General features: G+C 31.4%; 15 protein-coding genes. All 15 read right to left on the bottom strand.

Annotation, left to right across the window (positions count from 1 at the left end):
- Positions 1 to 168: 168 nt before the first annotated feature.
- Entirely contained in the window at positions 169 to 513 is a 345-nt protein-coding gene (locus JM82_RS10035) for a hypothetical protein (RefSeq protein ID WP_145003070.1), read from the bottom strand.
- Between the two features lie 771 nt (positions 514 to 1,284).
- Entirely contained in the window at positions 1,285 to 1,692 is a 408-nt protein-coding gene (locus JM82_RS10030; RefSeq protein ID WP_145003067.1) for a hypothetical protein, read from the bottom strand.
- A gap of 168 nt (positions 1,693 to 1,860) precedes the next feature.
- Positions 1,861 to 2,523, bottom strand: a complete 663-nt coding sequence (locus tag JM82_RS10025) for a hypothetical protein (protein ID WP_145003064.1) — start codon at positions 2,521 to 2,523, stop codon at positions 1,861 to 1,863.
- Between the two features lie 180 nt (positions 2,524 to 2,703).
- A complete protein-coding gene (locus JM82_RS10020) occupies positions 2,704 to 3,171 on the bottom strand; it encodes a DUF1905 domain-containing protein (protein ID WP_145003061.1) in 468 nt (155 codons plus the stop codon).
- A gap of 174 nt (positions 3,172 to 3,345) precedes the next feature.
- Entirely contained in the window at positions 3,346 to 3,885 is a 540-nt protein-coding gene (locus JM82_RS10015; RefSeq protein WP_145003058.1) for a GNAT family N-acetyltransferase, read from the bottom strand.
- Positions 3,886 to 4,421: 536 nt separating this feature from the next.
- Entirely contained in the window at positions 4,422 to 5,252 is an 831-nt protein-coding gene (gene ygiD / locus JM82_RS10010) for a 4,5-DOPA dioxygenase extradiol (RefSeq protein ID WP_066256950.1), read from the bottom strand.
- A gap of 68 nt (positions 5,253 to 5,320) precedes the next feature.
- A complete protein-coding gene (locus tag JM82_RS10005; protein WP_066256932.1) occupies positions 5,321 to 5,851 on the bottom strand; it encodes a YceI family protein in 531 nt (176 codons plus the stop codon).
- Positions 5,852 to 5,894: 43 nt separating this feature from the next.
- Positions 5,895 to 6,464, bottom strand: a complete 570-nt coding sequence (locus tag JM82_RS10000) for a YceI family protein (protein WP_145003055.1) — start codon at positions 6,462 to 6,464, stop codon at positions 5,895 to 5,897.
- 99 nt (positions 6,465 to 6,563) lie between these two features.
- Complete coding sequence (locus JM82_RS09995) at positions 6,564 to 7,397, bottom strand: helix-turn-helix transcriptional regulator (RefSeq protein WP_145003052.1); 834 nt, start codon at positions 7,395 to 7,397, stop codon at positions 6,564 to 6,566.
- Between the two features lie 1,597 nt (positions 7,398 to 8,994).
- Positions 8,995 to 10,326 (bottom strand): ATP-binding protein, encoded by a 1,332-nt coding sequence (locus JM82_RS09990; protein ID WP_145003049.1) that lies wholly within the window; start codon positions 10,324 to 10,326, stop codon positions 8,995 to 8,997.
- 163 nt (positions 10,327 to 10,489) lie between these two features.
- A complete protein-coding gene (locus JM82_RS09985) occupies positions 10,490 to 11,113 on the bottom strand; it encodes a hypothetical protein (RefSeq protein ID WP_145003046.1) in 624 nt (207 codons plus the stop codon).
- Positions 11,114 to 11,276: 163 nt separating this feature from the next.
- A complete protein-coding gene (locus tag JM82_RS09980; RefSeq protein ID WP_145003043.1) occupies positions 11,277 to 11,939 on the bottom strand; it encodes a hypothetical protein in 663 nt (220 codons plus the stop codon).
- Between the two features lie 527 nt (positions 11,940 to 12,466).
- Positions 12,467 to 13,060, bottom strand: a complete 594-nt coding sequence (locus tag JM82_RS09975; protein ID WP_145003040.1) for a hypothetical protein — start codon at positions 13,058 to 13,060, stop codon at positions 12,467 to 12,469.
- Positions 13,061 to 13,199: 139 nt separating this feature from the next.
- On the bottom strand, positions 13,200 to 14,054 hold the full coding sequence (locus JM82_RS09970; RefSeq protein ID WP_145003037.1) for a hypothetical protein: 855 nt from the start codon (positions 14,052 to 14,054) through the stop codon (positions 13,200 to 13,202).
- A 279-nt stretch (positions 14,055 to 14,333) separates the two neighbouring features.
- On the bottom strand, positions 14,334 to 17,516 hold the full coding sequence (locus tag JM82_RS09965; protein WP_145003034.1) for an Eco57I restriction-modification methylase domain-containing protein: 3,183 nt from the start codon (positions 17,514 to 17,516) through the stop codon (positions 14,334 to 14,336).
- Between the last annotated feature and the right edge of the window lie 171 nt (positions 17,517 to 17,687).

Genomic DNA, 17,687 nt, shown 5'->3' with positions numbered 1-17,687 from the left:
TAGAGCGTTGCAATTGTAGGCAACGTGTTTGTATATGATTTGTTGCTTGGTTTAAGCACCTAATTTAGCAAATAAAAACCGAATAGAAAATCCGCGAGGATTTTCGTAAGTAGGCTAGAACCAGCAATAAATTATATACGGTGTTACCACACGTTTTTATTTTTCCATTCAGAAAATCAGTCGTTCTAATTGATTTCTGATTGAGAATAGAAAAATCAATATTAAAAGTGTAATTATATTCGTTTTGAATTTTACATATTCTTGTTTTTTATATTCTTTTATTATTCTATAAGCCAAAAATCCGCCAACGAATAAAATCGGTAAATAATTAAAAATTAAATCAACGTACCATAATTCCGAAATGCGACTTGCACCAACTCCTGAACCAAATATTAGGAAAAAAGCAAATATCTCAATCAAAATCAGAAGTAACAGAATACCGAAAAAGAGAACTGACCTAATTCCAATTCCCAGATAATTTGTCTTTATTTTTAAAAATTCAGTTGTTCTCAATACAAACAGTTTATTTTATTTATTCGCTTGGGATTGTAACAAATCCAGTCCAAATCATAATTATATAAATCAAACACATTATTGATGCTCCTTTAAAAAATAGATTAAAAACTTTAAAAATTATTGGGGTTTTTTCAACAAGTCCTGTGTTATTTCTGATATGAAAATCTTTCAATTTCCCAGTAATTATTGGTCCGATTATTCTAAAAAAGAAAAATCCGAAAACAAAAAATAATGAAAGTCCAAGTTTAAATTTCAATTTTTACGGTTTTTTTGGTTAATGTGTGGTAACGTTGTTGGATATGGAAAGTTGTGATTTGCGTGCAATGAAATTCCGAAGGAATTTCAGCAGTAAGTAAATAAACAACTTCCATTATCTAGACACTAAAGTAAACAATTTTATATATGCTGTGTTGCCTACAGTTTTTAATTTTTACTTTTTTTTGAGCAACAAGCTAATTCGGTTTACGTCGTTATTGCGTCTGAGTGAATATCGGAAGATCGTATTTTTTACATTATCTGGCTAAAATTCTGAATTGGTTAACTGTGTACTTTATGTTAGCTAAAGACTAATAAAGTTAGCTTGAAATCAGTGGTTTTTATATTCGTTATGACACGTTTTGAATAGAGCGTTGCAATTGTAGGCAACGTTGATGTGTATGGTTAGTTGCGTGGTTTAGCAACTAAATTAGTAAACTTTTACGAACCCGTGAATATTCCGCAGGAATATTCGCAAGTAGAGAAGAAAAAAGCAATTAATTATACACGGTGTTACCTGCTGGCTTTTATTTCGGTTATAATTTTCTTCTTTCTTTTTTTTGTCAAATTTTTAACCCAATATGTGATTATAACATCATATCCACCAGATATTTTTCGTTCGTTTTCATTCAGTTCGACAATCCAAGTAGCAATTTTATTTCCGTTTTTATTCCACTCTTTTATTTTGTCAAAATATTCCGATTTCGTTCCTAATTGTTGAGCACTATTTCCAGTTATAAAAATCACTTTCTTGTTCGTTAAATCAAAATTTTTTCGCTGTTCGTCATTCATATATTCAGTTAGAAATTCAGATTCCGTTTGAGTGAGTTTCGGATTGTTGTCGATTCCACATTTAGATAGGTTTTGTCCAAATATATTTATGGAAATCAGCAGTAAAATTATAGTTCCAATTTTTTTCATAAGTTCGATTTTCAGCTTGCAGGTAACGTGATTGTGTATGGTTAGTTGCGGGATTTAAGCACTAAAGTTAGCAAATAAATCACAGATAGAATATTCCGCAGGAATGTTCGTAAGTAGTCTTAAAACAAGCAATTAATTATACACGGTGTTGGCAAATCGTTTTTATTTTTATGGTATTAAAATTAGTCGTTGTTTTAACTTGTCATTACCCAAAACCCAAACAATTAAATATCCGCCAGCTCCATCGCTATTCCATTGATGAACAATATAATCATCTTTGTTTTTATTGATTTCAAATTCATTGTTACATTCAAAAATATCCTCGTAAAAGATGTTTGGAATTTCAATAGACTTTCCATTTATTGAGGTTTCAATTCCTACAACTTCTGTTTTAGGAATATTTCCGTCAGTTCCATAAATTCTACGTCCATTAATTTTGGTCAGCCATTTTCCGTCAAAATCCGAAATTTTATTTTCCAAACTAAATTTCTTTAGCTTATACTCAAATGAAAATTCAGTTCCAGTGTACTTAGTCAAATCCTCAATTTGGCATAAACGACTTTTATGAATGTAACCCATAAAAGTATCGTCTTCTCCATATTCCAATTGGTATTTGTTTTTTGAAATATATACGGTTATCCAATCCGATTCTGTTTCGTTTTCTTGATAACTAAATACTTCGGAATCTTTGAGTTTATAAATGACTTCAGAATCAATTTTAGGAAGTTTCCGAACGTTTGTAAATCCATCAACATCTTTTATAACTGCAATTTGTCCGTAATTCAGATTACAGAAAAATAGGATTGAAACGATTATTAAAAAGTTCTTCATTTTCTAATTATGCAGTTTTTCTTAAATGTTTGCCAACGTGTTTGTATATGGTTTGTTGCGTGGTTTAGCACATAATTTAGCAAATAAAAACCGAATAGAAAATCCGCGAGGATTTTCGTAAGTAGGCTAGAACTAGCAATAAATTATATACGGTGTTGGCAGTAGTGTTTTTCCACTCACTTAACTCCATTTACTTTCAAGGTTTTCAATTGCCTTGATTATTTTTTCCGCTTTTTGGTCGTCCGTAGCAACAGTCCAGATTTCATTTAGAATTTCTGTCTGTTCTATTTTCTCCAGCCGTTCAAAAATTCGCAAAACTTGTGCATCTTTAAAGCATTCCAAAATTTCAGAATTGTCATTCATTCCAGTTTGATTTTCCAGATATAATGTCACGATAACAGTATCTCCTCCATCTTTGTTTATTGCGTTTCTAATTTCCGAATTAACAGACATTTTTTTGTCCGAATTTTTTACTGGCCCTAAATTCTTATTTTTTATTTCATAACCATCTATTGTCCCAGACACTTTTAAATCGCCCCATTTTCCTTTGATATTTTTCGTGTTGGGAATTATCAATTGATAAGTCCAAGCTCCATTTCCTGGGATATATTGAAGGGTCAATTTTTCATTCTCAACAATGTAATTCATTTGTTTTTTAGTTTTTCAATGGTCTTAAATTTCGATTTTGTTCGTTTTTTACATTACTGCCAACGGTCTCGTATAACCGTCAGTTACGGGTTTATATGCGTTAATTTTCGGTTTAGCACAGGCTTTAGCAATTCCGAGTGGATTCGGACGTAGTCGAATCCGCCGTAATTGCGGTTATACATTGTTGGCAACTGGCTTTTTTTCATTCAGTTCGAGTTTCATCATTATGTCAGTCTGTTCATCATTACCAAGTTTGAAAACGTGTTTGTCAAATGCTACAAATCCATTTTTTTCATAAAATCGTATTGCTCTCGGGTTTTGTTCCCAAACTCCCAACCAAACATATTCCACATTTTTTTCTTTAGCCAATTCAATTGCTTTGTCATAAAGGATTTGTCCGACTTTTTTTCCGTGAAATTCTTTTAGCACATAAATCCGTTCGATTTCGAGTGTGTTTTTTTCCTTTATTTCGGTTTGGGATTGTCCGACGTTTACTTTTAAATATCCGATTGTTTTTCCGTCAAGTTCCGCAAAATAAAATTCAGCGTTTTGGTCTGTCAATTCCGCAGTCAGTTTTTCAGTTGAAAATCCGTTTTCCAAATATTCTTTCATATTCTCTTCGCTATTTTCTGAAGAAAAAGTTTCGGCAAAAGTCAGTTTCCCAATTTCTTTTAGCGTTTCAATGTCTTGAATATTTATTTTTCTGATATTCATTTGTTTATCGTGAGTTTTTTTCAGCTTGTTGCCAACGTGTTGGATATGGAAAGTTGTGTTTACGAGCAATGAAATTCCGAAGGAATTTCAGCAGTAAGTAAATAAACAACTTCCATAATTTAAGTACTAAAGTAAACAATTTTTTATATGCTGTGTTGCCTACAGTTTTTAATTTTTACTTTTTTTGAGCCACAAGCTAATTCGGTTTACGTCGTTGTTGCGTCTGAGTGAATATCGGAAAACCATACTTTTTTTACATTATCAGGCTAAAATTCTGAATTTAGTAAACTGTGTACTTAATGTTAGCTTAAGACTATTAAAGGTAGCTTAAAATCAGTGGTTTTTATATTCGGTATTACACGTTTTGAATTGAGCGTTGCAATTGTAGGCAACGGTCTTGTATATGAAAAGTAGCGGATTTTACGCACTAATTTTTCGGTTAAACACAGACCTTAAATTTATAAAATTCATTTCGATTTAGCACTTAAACCGCTATTTTTTATATACGTTGTTAGCTGCTGCCTTTTTTCGATTTCTTATTCAGATTCAATTTTTAGAGAGGTCATTGATAACGAACCACCGACTGCTTTGTCGTTGAATAATGTTATTTTTTCATTTTCTTCTTTTAATGCCAATGTATAAAGTAAAGGCAGATAATGTTCAGGTGTCGGAATAGCCAAATCGAAGGCTTTTCCTTGTGATTTAAAGTCAATAAGTTTTTGATGGTCTCCACTTAAAATGTGGCTTTTCATTTTTTCGTTTGCCTCTATTGCCCAATCATAAGCATATTGTTCGTTTAATTTTTTCCAAGCTACCATACGTAGATTATGGACTATATTTCCACTTCCAATAATCAAAACTCCTTTCTGGCGAAGGCTACTAATTTCTTTAGCTAATTCGTAATGATATTTTGCTGGTTGCGAATAATCAATGCTCATTTGTATTACTGGAATATCGGCATTTGGATATAGATGTTTGATTACGCTCCACGCTCCGTGGTCAAGTCCCCATTTATCATCTAATCCAACTTCTGTTTTGGTTATAATACTTTTGGTTTCTTGTGCAAGTTCTGGGCTTCCTTTTGCTGGATATTGAACGTCAAATAATGCTTGTGGAAAACCACCAAAATCGTGAATGGTTGGCGGATTTTGCATTGCAGTAACAAACGTACCTTTTGTTTCCCAATGTGCAGAAATACAAAGGATAGCATTTGGTCGTGCCAATTCTTTACCCAATTTTCTGAATTCCGTAACAAATTCGTTTTCTTCAATGGCATTCATTGGGCTTCCGTGACCAAGAAATAACACAGGCATTTTGCCTGTGTTACTCATTGTTGAAGTCATTTTGTTTAAATCTTTTAAATTCATACTTCTACTTATTAGTGGCAATAACGCCAATGATTTTATAAATCGTTTTCTATCCATTTCATAATAAATTATGAAACTTGCTTTATAAATTGAACCTCTGCGTAAATTTTAATTTCATTTGCAACCATAACGCCTCCTGCTTCCAAGGCAGCATTCCAATTGAGTCCAAAGTCTTTACGGTTCAGTTTGCCATTTATGGAAAAGCCTGCTTTTTCGTTTCCGTAAGGGTCTTTCATAAAACCTCCAAACTCGGTATCTAACGTGATTTCTTTAGTGGTTCCTTTAATTGTAAGGTCGCCTACTAATTTGAATTCATCATCATCTACTTTTTTGATTGAAGTGCTTACAAATGTAATTACTGGATATTTTTCTACTTCAAAGAAGTCAGGACTTTTTAGGTGCGTGTCTCTATCGTTATTGTTGGTTGATATAGAACTTGCATCAATGTTTGCCGAAATTGTAGAGTTTGTAAAATCTTCGCCATCAATGTTAGCTTGAAAAGTTCTAAATTCTCCTTTTACGTTAGAAATCATTAAGTGTTTTACTTTAAAAGTGATTTCGCTGTGTGTTGGGTCAATTGCCCATTTTGTTGTTTTCATTTTTATTAAGTTTTAATTCTTTTATAAATAATTTTAAAAAATATTACTGCTTGGCAAACTGTAAGTTGACTACTATGGTTACATCTTTTCCAATGCCAACAGCTGTTGGGTCATAATCAATATTATAATCAATCCTATTGATGATTGTTTCAGCTTTCATACCTAACTTTTCCCCTTTGTCGCTCTTGGCAATTCCTCCAAAATTTACATCAAAAATCACATCTTTCGCAACATCCTTGATAGTGAGCTTACCATATAGTAAATAATGGTCTGGTTTACCTGTTGCTAAAATTTTATTACTCTTAAAAGTCATATTAGGGTACTTTTCAACTTCAAAAAAATCAGCACTTCTTAAGTGATTGTCTCTATTTTCTACGTCGGTGTTTATACTTTTTACATCAACAGTAAAATCGAAACTTGCATCGTTAAGAGCTTCTCCGTTTTTAGTTAAGTTTCCTGTGTATTCTAAAAACTTCCCGTTTACAAGACTAATTCCAGAGTGGGAAATATTAAAATTTAAGGACGAATGGTAAGGGTCTACTTTCCATTGGGTCTGTGCGTATGAACCTATAGTTATAAAGGTCATTGCTAATAAATACATTACTTTTTTCATAATCATTAAATTTAAATTCTATTGAATTGTTATTTGATTACAAAATTAGCAACAATGCTTATGTTTTGAATTACACTATTCGGTAGTTGAGTTGTAAATTTAGGAAGTGAGCCTTTTTTGCATATCGTCCCTAAATTCAGTTGGCGATTGTCCAGCCTTCTTTTTGAACACATTAGAGAAGTATGAGTTTTCGTTATACCCCAACTCGTAGGCAATTTCAGAAATAGTTTTTTCGGTGGAAATCAATAGGTTTTTTGCTTCAATCAATTTACGGGTTTCGATTATTTCAGAAACACTTTGCTCTAAAATATTTTGGCAAATTAGATTCAAATTTCTTGATGACATAAATAGTTTTTCTGCATAGAATTCCACGCCAACTGGTCTTCGATAATTTTCTTCAAGAATGTTCAGAAAATTTCCGAACGATATATGCTGTGTTTTTTGCAAAGGCTCGTTTTGTGGTTCTATCTTTTTTCTTTCGGCTTCTATCATAGTGAACAGAACACTTAATAGTTGTCTTATTATGGAAAGGTCAGTTGTTTCTTGTTGTGTTTCTGAATACATCATCTCACAAAGTGTAACCAATCTTTGAAAACAATACCCTTTTTCAAATTTTATGTTAGCTTGGTCGTGATAGAGAGAGTATAGTTGAAATGTAGTCTCGGGAATAAATTCGCTCTTGAAACGAATTCCCCAAATGTCGCATTTCCCGTTATAAATTCTTGGTATTAGTCGGTGCGCCTTTCCTTTGGTGACGAAACTCACAAAAGGTGCTTGAATTTTGGTAGTATTAAAATCAATGAAATGTTCCAACTCACCGTTTATTCCAATCAATAATTCTTCAAAGTCGTGATTGTGAGGTTCGTCAGGTTGTGCGGAAATTCTTTTTGCATCTGCTCCGTCAACTTTGAATATGTGGAAAAGTCTATTCATTTAATAGGATGCTCGTTGGTTTGTTCAGGTTGCAGCTAACGTGTTGCATATGGAAAGTTGTGTTTACGCGCAATGAAATTCCGAAGGAATTTCAGCAGTAAGTAAATAAACAACTTCCATGATTTAAGTACTAAAGTAAACAATTTTTTATATGCTGTGTTGCCTACAGTTTTTTATTTTTACTTTTTTTGAGTAACAAGCTAATTCGGTTTGCGTCAATATTGCGTCTGAGTGAATATCGGAAAACCATACTTTTTTACATTATCAGGCTAAAATTCTGAATTTAGTTAACTGTGTACTTTATGTTAGCTAAAGACTAATAAAGTTAGCTTAAAATCAGTGGGTTTTATTTTCGGTTTTACACGTTTTGTATTGAGCGTTGCAATTGTAGGCAACGTGTTGCATATGGAAAGTTGTGTTTACGAGCAATGAAATTCCGAAGGAATTTCAGCAGTAAGTAAATAGACAACTTCCATAATTAAGACACTAAAGTAAACAATTTTTTATATGCTGTGTTGCCTACAGTTTTTAATTTTTACTTTTTTGAGCAACAAGCTAATTCGGTTTGCGTCGTTGTTACGTCAGAGTGAATATCGGAAAACCATACTTTTTTACATTATCAGGCTAAAATTCTGAATTGGTAAACTGTGCGCTTTATGTTAGCTAAAGACTAATAAAGTTAGCTTAAAATCAGTGATTTTTATATTCGGTTTTATACGTTTTGAATTGAGCGTTGCAATTGTAGGCAACGTGTTGCATATGGAAAGTTGTGTTTACGAGCAATGAAATTCCGAAGGAATTTCAGCAGTTAGTAAATAAGCAACTTCCATAATTTAGACACTAAAATAAACAATTTTTTATATGCTGTGTTACCTACAGTTTTTTATTTTTATTTTTTTATTGGGAAACAAGCTAATTCGGTTTGCGTCGTTGTTGCGTCAGAGTGAATATCGGAAAACCATACTTTTTTACATTATCTGGCTAAAATTCTGAATTGGTTAACTGCGCGCTTTATGTTAGCTAAAGACTATTAAAGTAAGCTTAAATTAGGGGTTTTTATATTCGGTATTACACGTTTTGAATTGCGCTCTGTTATTGTAGGTAACGTGTTGCATATGGAAAGTTGTGTTTACGAGCAATGAAATTCCGAAGGAATTTCAGCAGTAAGTAAATAAACAACTTCCATAATTAAGACACTAAAGTAAACAATTTTTTATATGCTGTGTTGCCTACAGTTTTTAATTTTATTTTTTTTGAGCCACAAGCTAACTCGGTTTGCGTCAATATTGCGTCTGAGTGAATATCGGAAAACCATACTTTTTTACATTATCAGGCTAAAATTCTGAATTGGATAACTGTGCACTTTACGTTAGCTAAAGACTAATAAAGTTAGCTAAAAACAGTGGTTTTTATATTCGGTATTACACGTTTTGAATTGAGCGTTGCAATTGTAGGCAACGTGATTGTGTATGGTTAGTTGCGTGTTTCAGCAACTAATTTAGTAAACAAAAACGAACGCGAGAAAATTCCGAAGGAATTTTCCAAATAAGCACTTGCTAAAGCAATTAATTATACACGGTGTTGGCATTAGTACTTATTATTCAAAATCTCTTTCAAATGCCAGTCTTGCAATTTCTAATTCTTTGTCAAAAGTATCTCTAAACTCTTTTAAAAATGCTTTCGGACTCATACTACCTGTTTGAACATCTCTCTTTAATGCACATTGTGAGTATGCTTTTATAAAAGGATTTGAAAAGTAATATGTTCCTGAATCTTTATTGTATCTTAAAATTTCTGAACGATTTGGTGTTGTAAGTTCATCAACATATTTTTTTAAATTATTTCCCTTATATGTTTTATCACTCAGTTGTAAATTTTCTTTTATTTCTAAAATCGAAATATTCTCTTTGTTTGAAGCTAAAATCGCAGTAAGAATATCACTTGGGTTTTCGGATTTTCTTTTATGAGATATTTTTGTTGCATTTTCATATACAGCTTTAAGTGTATCTGAATTTTCATTCAAATATTCGTCTAGTGCATTATCAAAAGTCTTTATGTCTAATTTTAAGGCTTTTGCAGAATTATGAGTTATTTCGACTTTGCTAGCCTCACACATCAATAATCCAAGCTGATGTGTAACCGCAGGAAGACCACTAGAATAAGCAACAATTTTATCTGTAATGGTATGTGGAATTGAGATGTTTAATAAATCTTGACCAACCGTAAGTATATCTTCTAAATCTTCCACACTCATCAGAGGAACTTCGATTTCAGAAATTCTGTTACGCATTTCAGGGTCATATTGAACCACTTCTCGTGCTGTATTTACAGCTCCAATTGCAATAATTTTGAGCTTTGGATAATCAACTGATGAATCCATAAAAACTTTCATTATTTGAGCTAATAAAACTTTATCTTCTGAATTTATTTTATGAAAATCTTCTATTACCCAACAATTTCCAGACTCTCCAATAAACTTGGCTAGTGTTTGAGGGTTAATGGGCAATTCTACAGCTCTTTTTACAACTGTTTTACTACTTCCAGAAGTATCTGCTGATATAGATGCCTTTAAACCGAAATAAGATGCGCTCAAACCTCCACCTAATTTATTGCTTTCAACTTTATCTGATTGTGTTACATAGAAAATTTCTAATTGACTAAATGCGTCTTTTACAATGTCTGATAATGTCATTCCAGTGACACATCTCGTTGTAATTGATTTTATTTTTTTTGCTTTGAATTTATTTGTCAAAAGAGTTGTTTTTCCAGCTCCTGAATGTCCATAAATTACCAATTGTTTGCCTGGTGTTTTTAAAGCTCGTTCTAGTCTATTGTTCACAGAACTTCTTTCAACGAAAGTATATTTAGCTGGCTGACTTGGTGTAAAAACCTCTTCTAATGTGTATTTCTTTTTCTTTTTTGCGTTCATTTAGGTGTATTAATGCCAACGTTGTTGTATAAGATTAGTTGCGTGATTTAAGCACTAAAGTTAGCAAATAAATCACAGATAGAAAGTCCGCGAGGACTTTCGTAAACTGGCTAAAACTAGCAATTAATTTTATACGGTGTTGGCAACTGGCTTTTTATTCCGTTTACCATATTTTCCACCATTTTTGTTTTTTGACTTCCACTTTTTCGAGTTTCATTTTTTTTATTGGGACTTGTTTTCGTTCTAATTCCTTTCCTTTTCTTAAAATCAGTGTTTTCAAGTCAAGTTCATAATTAGTTTTGTCATATTTCTCTCCGCTATCACTATTATTCCAATCATAAAGTTGACCTTTTAGAACTCCATTTTCAATTCGGTTATTTCTTATTCCGTCCCAACATAAACTCTCGATGTATTCTATATCATTCGGTTTATTTACTATTGCTATTGAATTGGAACTTAAAATCAATATTAGTTTACTTTTGTATTTTAAAATTTCTGAAACATAATCAATCTCCTTAATTGGATTTATTGTTTCAACGTCAACTATGTAATTTGTGTTTAACTCATTGGTTGTTGATATGAAAAAATATCTGTTGTCTTTTAAGTCAATTATTTCAATTCCTTTTTCAATTTCTCCGTGAAATCCGTAAACCCATTTTTCTCCGTTGTTTTTTGTGAATTCTATTGGGATACAATATTCGGATAAACAACCATTAATAGCTAAATATCCATCCATATACGCAGGTGGATATTTTAAAATTTTATATGGATTTTGATTTTCAGTCACGGTTTTTTCAGCTTGTTGCCAACGTGTTTGTGTAAAATTAGTTGCGTGGTTTAAGCACCTAATTTAGCAAATACAAACCGAATAGAAAATCCGCGAGGATTTTCGTAAGTAGGCTTGCACCAAGCAATTAATTTTACACGGTGTTGGCAAATCGTTTTTATTTTTATGGTATTAAAATTAGTCGTTGTTTTAACTTGTCATTACCCAAAACCCAAACAATTAAATATCCGCCAGCTCCATCGCTATTCCATTGATGAACAATATAATCATCTTTGTTTTTATTGATTTCAAATTCATTGTTACATTCAAAAATATCCTCGTAAAAGATGTTTGGAATTTCAATAGACTTTCCATTTATTGAGGTTTCAATTCCTTCAACTTCTGTTTTAGGAATATTTCCGTCAGTTCCATAAATTCTACGTCCATTAATTTTGGTCAGCCATTTTCCGTCAAAATCCGAAATTTTATTTTCCAAACTAAATTTCTTTAGCTTATACTCAAATGAAAATTCAGTTCCAGTGTACTTAGTCAAATCCTCAATTTGGCATAAACGACTTTTATGAATGTAACCCATAAAAGTATCGTCTTCTCCACATTCCAATTGGTATTTGTTTTTTGAAATATATACGGTTATCCAATCCGATTCTGTTTCGTTTTCTTGATAACTAAATACTTCGGAATCTTTGAGTTTATAAATGACTTCAGAATCAATTTTAGGAAGTTTCCGAACGTTTGTAAATCCATCAACATCTTTTATAACTGCAATTTGTCCGTAATTTAGATTACAGAAAAATAGGATTGAAACGATTATTAAAAAGTTCTTCATTTTCTAATTATGCAGTTTTTCTTAAATGTTTGCCAACGTGTTGCATATGGAAAGTTGTGTTTACGCGCAATGAAATTCCGAAGGAATTTCAGCAGTAAGTAAATAAACAACTTCCATAATTAAGACACTAAAGTAAACAATTTTTTATATGCTGTGTTGCCTACAGTTTTTAATTTTTACTTTTTTATAGGTAAACAAGCTAATTCGGTTTGCGTCGTTGTTGCGTCTGAGTGAATATCGGAAGATCGTATTTCTTACATTATCAGGCTAAAATTCTGAATTGGTTAACTGAGTACTTTGCGTTAGCTAAAGACTAATAATGTTGGCTTAAAATCAGTGATTTTTATATTCGGTATGACACGTTTTGATTTGAGTTCTGCAATTGTAGGCAACGGTCTCGTATAACCGTCAGTTACGGTTTTAAAGTTAATAATTTTCGGTTAAGCACTGACCTTAGCAATTCCGAGTGGATTCGGACGTAGTCGAATCCGCCGTAATTGCGGTTATACATTGTTGGCACACGTTTTTTAGTTCAGTTTATATTCTACAGTTGCTTTAATTTCTCCGATTTTATTATCGGGAATTAAAGTAATTCCAGCTTTTTTTATTCTCTCACTCTTTGTCGGTACAAATTTCACTTTGGAATACATTTCGTTTTCAATTTCAATTTCAGAATTCCCAACTAATTTTTGTCCTACAATATCCGTTGGAATAAAAGAATATTCACTTTCTCTTTTTAATTTATTATTTTCAGTGTATGCTTTAAAAGTCACTTTTTGAAATAGAAATTCAGAAAGTAAAAGAGGTTTTATAAAAAGTATTAAAAATATTTGAGCATTTAATCCTAAAGATACAGAACCGATATTAAGAGAAAAATGAATATGCAGAAATTGAGAAAAATCAATAGTATGTTCTCCAAATATCAAATATGGAATTTGAGCAATAATCCAAATGATACCCAAATAATAAAAACTCGATTTTTTGGTAAAAAACAGTATTGCTGACGCAATTCCAATTAGGCTAATTATGATTGTTGGGTTTAATAAATTAATCAAATTATTATTAATTGTCAGTAAACTTGCAATTAATACAAAAATGTAAAATCCTGTCAATAGTTTCATAGGTTAGTTCGATTTTTCAAATGTGTGCCAACGTTGTTGTATATGGTTTGTTGCGTGGTTTAAGCACCTAAATTAACAAATAAAAACCGAATAGAAAATCCGCAAGGATTTTCGTAAGTAGGCTAGAACTAGCAATAAATTATATACGGTGTTGTAGCCAGTATTTTTTCCTTAAACTACTTAATTTAACTTTGTTCTTACACTTATTATTTTCAAAGTCAGAATAGAATTCATCTTGAAATAATTTCAGATTGTCCCAATTCGAAAAGCTTTGATAATCTTTATTTGAATAATAATCTTTACTAACTTTTAATTGTCCAATTTTTTCAAATTCCGTTTCTGATTTTTTGAAATGTTGAGCATAATACCAACTAATTTGTTCCTTTGGTTTATACTCTTTGTTTATTTGTTGTTCAAGTCTAAATAATAGCTTTGCGTTTTCGAAATCTTTTTCGGTTGGTTTTTCTGATTGTTTAATGTCAGTTACAGCAATTAAATTCAGTCCAAATTCCGTTTCTATTTCCGATTCCAACACGAAAACTCCACAATAATCTCCATCATTTAATTTAAAAGCCAAACAGTCCCCTTTTTCAAAAATTGCATTTCGTGATTTTTTTACCTTTCGTTTTCGAGATGTCTTTTTTTCGGTCGATATTTTCTCTAAAAAACTATCGAGAACTTTTTTCCTTTTAGTCAAATAAGATGTTGAAGCGTCAAGTTCTTTCCACAATTCAATATCTTTTCCAGATTCGACAATATCTTTAATTCGATTAAGAACTTTTGGGTCAAGCGATTTACATTCCCATTGAGATTTGGCGATAGTTATCCAAAAATTATTTTGGTCTTCGTGAGAATCAATCAGTTCCTTATTTTCCTTAATTAACTTTTCGGTAATCGCAGAGACTTCCATTCCTTGATTATATAATTCAAAGAATTCATAGTTAATATCTTCGTAAATATCATTTGAAGAAATTCCTGTTCCCCAAGTTCCCATAGGCGTTTCTTATATTGGCTACAACGGTTTTGTGTATGATTAGTGGCGTGTTTAAGCACCTAATTTAGTAAATAAAAACCGAATAGAAAATCCGTGAGGATTTTCGTAAGTAGGCTTGAACTAGCCATTAATTATACACGTTGTTGTGTGTAGTGTTTTTACGTTCTGCTTGGTTTTCCAATGTTTGTTATTTAGTTCAAATGTGAGCGTTGGCAAGACATACTCTTTTGCAATTTTTGGCTTGTGTGTTGGCTGAAGCGAATTGCGAATGTGTATGGCTTATGCGTTGGCATCTTCTACTATTTTAATTTCCTCTTGAGTTAATTCATAATGTTTGTAAATCAAATTATCAATTTCATTTTCAATTCCATTTATGCGATTTTTAAGCTCGTTTATCTCTTTATTATATTCATCAAAATATTCTTCCCATTCGTCTTGTTGAGAAAGACTTAATGTGATTTTCTTTTTCTTAAGTTCTGCTAAAAAGGTTTTAAAATCATAATCGTAAAACTCGTTTAGCTTTTTAGAAAGTTTGTCTATGCCAAAACTTTCTGTGTTTAATACTCTCTTTCTAAAACGATTAATCTTTTTGTTAAGAGAAGCATATAAAGTTCTTACTGTTTTAGCAGGTTCAGTCAAATCTGAACTCTCAATAATTAAATGCTCTGGAAAACTTATAGTTTCTAAATAAATTCTTTGCATATTCAATCTTCCACCATTTTTAGGGTCGCCAAGTGAAGCACAAATATTCATTAAATAATACCAAATGAGTTTAGAATTTAATAAGCCTAATAACGAAAGACTTGAACTATTAATTAAAAATATTGTTTTGTTTATATACGTGCTTTCCTCGTCAAATGCAAAACGAGAACTCATTGCAATTTCTGGATAAATAATTTTGGGGTTATCAATAAGATTGTAATAATCACAAGCTCTTAATTCCCACCAATACTTTCCTTTATCTGTTCGTTTTTTTGCTTTTTCTTTAAATGGTTCTAAAAATTCTGCAATTCCATAAAAATTAGTTTTTAGCCAAAACCACGCATCATTTTCATTTTCAAATTCTTCTTGTAAATCTGTATAACCACTTGGAATACAAATTAAATGTTTTCCTTTACTTCTAATTTCAAATTTCCGAACATCATCGCCATCAATAAATTTCTTGATTAATTCGGCAGACTTTGGGTCTTTTGTGATTATATCTTTTTGTACTTCTTCGCTTATTATAAAAGCATCATTTAAACCTGTAAGTAATCCACGTTTAATATCTAATTCTTTATTGTTAGCAATAGAAATTCCATTGTTTTGAACTTTATTTAAAATTGAAAGTTCTTGTTCTGATATTAAATTCCATTTTTCTTGTTGAAAGATTTCAGGTTTTAGACTTATTCCCTCACTTTTCAGGCTAAAATTAATATCTAAATTTTTAAGAGTTTGAATTTGAAGATATTTAGCATCATAGTCAAAAACTTTATTGCTAATTATCAAAATCAGAGGTGAAGTAACAGCATCTTGAAAAACATTTAATTCTCCAAAATCAATTAATTGTTCAATTTGTAATTTACTTAAAAATTGCTTTAAATTTTTTCCATAAGATGCTTTGATAAATTTGTTTGGATTAATAAAACCTAATAATCCGTTTGTTTTCAAAGCTTTGATGCCCAATTCAATGAAATACACATATAAATCTGCTGTACTTAAATATGTTTCATAATCCTTTTGAAATGAAGGTTTAAACTCTTTAATTATCTCGTGTCTAACATAAGGTGGATTTCCAATAATAACATCAAAACCTCCATTTGCAAAAACTTCTGGAAATTCGTTATTCCAATTAAAAGCTTTTTCTCTAGCAAAAGTAGGGTCATCAATTAAACTGTTACCACATTTAATATTATTGTTTAATGAAGTTAGTTTTCTGTCTTTTTGTGCTGTTCTTAACCAAAGTGATAGTTTTGCAATTTCTACACTTTCATCATTGATGTCAACACCATAAATATTATTTTCTAAAATTGCATTTTCAACTTCACTTAAAACCATTGCGTCTCCAAAGAGTTTGGCTTGTAATTCGTCAATATATTGATGTTCTGCAATTAAAAACTCCAAAGCTTGATTTAGAAAAGCTCCACTACCACAAGCTGGGTCGCAAATGGTAATTTGTAATAGCCATTTTCTATAATCTTCTAATTTTTGAGTTAATTTTTTTAGTGTTGCTTTCTTTCTTCCTTTACGTTCTTTTTCGTATTCAGCTTCTTGTATGTCAAGTTCAATTTTCTTTTCCTCACAAAGTTTGCCAACAGTATTATCTACAATGTATTTGGTAATGTATTTTGGCGTGTAAAAAACACCATCTTTTTTTCGTTTTGTTTTGCTTTGTTCAGTTGAAACTCCTTGAATTTCTGCTTGGATTTCGTCAATGTCGTTTAGAGAATGTTCAAATATATGACCAAGAATATTTACACTTACTTCACTTTCAAAATCGTAATTGCTTAAATTAACTGTGTGTTTGTAAAGCAATTCATCGTTAATTTTGATGTTGTCTAAAATCTCGTCTGGTGCAAACAAACCTCCATTGTAAGCAAAAATATCGTGTTGTTGTCCTTTATAACCAGAATTCATATAACCGAAATACTTTTGAAAACGGTCGTACAAAGGAAAATACTCATCGTATTTATCTTTTAAATCTGTCCATTGGTTTACTATAGACCTAATTGAATTAGGTGGAAGTAATAACCTGTCTTCTGCAAAGAAGATGAATAAAAAACGGTCAAGTAATTTTTGCGTTTTCTTGAATAAGGTTAGTTTGTCGTATTGCGGATTTTCCTTTTGAATGCTATCAAAAACTTCATTTCTGAAAGATGCGTAGTCTTTGTAAAGTTCTTTTGTGATTTTTTCCTCTTGCGTTAAGGATTCGTCCTTAATTTTTTTAGGAATGTCTTTTAAAAGATATTCAGACGAAAGGCAAAGCCAAAGGATATCAAAACGTTCTTTCGTTAATTGGAATAAATTAAATTCTTCAAAATCTACTGCATTGTCAATGTAAAAACGCAACTTCTCAAAGTTGGAAGTAATTACATAATTACAACCAGGTTGGTTGTTTTTATATCCAAATGCTTGAGTTTCTACTTTGCTTAAATCGGTTGTGTTTGTTCCTTTCAGTTCAATTACCGCAAGTGCTTTTTCGCCTTTTAAAATTGCTCCATCTGTCTTTTTTGAGCCTTTTATGTTTTTTAATTCCGTTGTAAGATTAAAATCTGGTGTCGGATTCTTAACGTATTCAAATACGTTTACAAAAAGGTCAATCAGAAATTCGCCTTGATATTGTTCCTCTTTGGAATTTCGAATATTTTCCTGAATGGTCGGATTATGGAAATGGCTCGTAAATCGTTCGTAAGCTTGATTAACTTTTTCGGACTCCAATCCTTTTAAATATTTGTTTAGAACAGAGTTCTGAAATAAGCTCATAAAATTTTAATCTTTTTTCTCAAATTTAATATTATTCCGAGCGTTGGCAAGAAACAGCTCTTTTATTTTTTTCAGCGTTGGCTTTCGTGTCGGCAAAAAAATAAATGTGCTGTTTGAGCGTTGGCTTTTTTAGTTCAAATGTTCAATTTTAGCACGATTTTTACATTACAC

The sequence above is a fragment of the Olleya sp. Hel_I_94 genome (assembly GCF_007827365.1).
Classification (GTDB): domain Bacteria; phylum Bacteroidota; class Bacteroidia; order Flavobacteriales; family Flavobacteriaceae; genus Olleya.
This window is presented reverse-complemented; position numbering and strand designations above follow the sequence as displayed.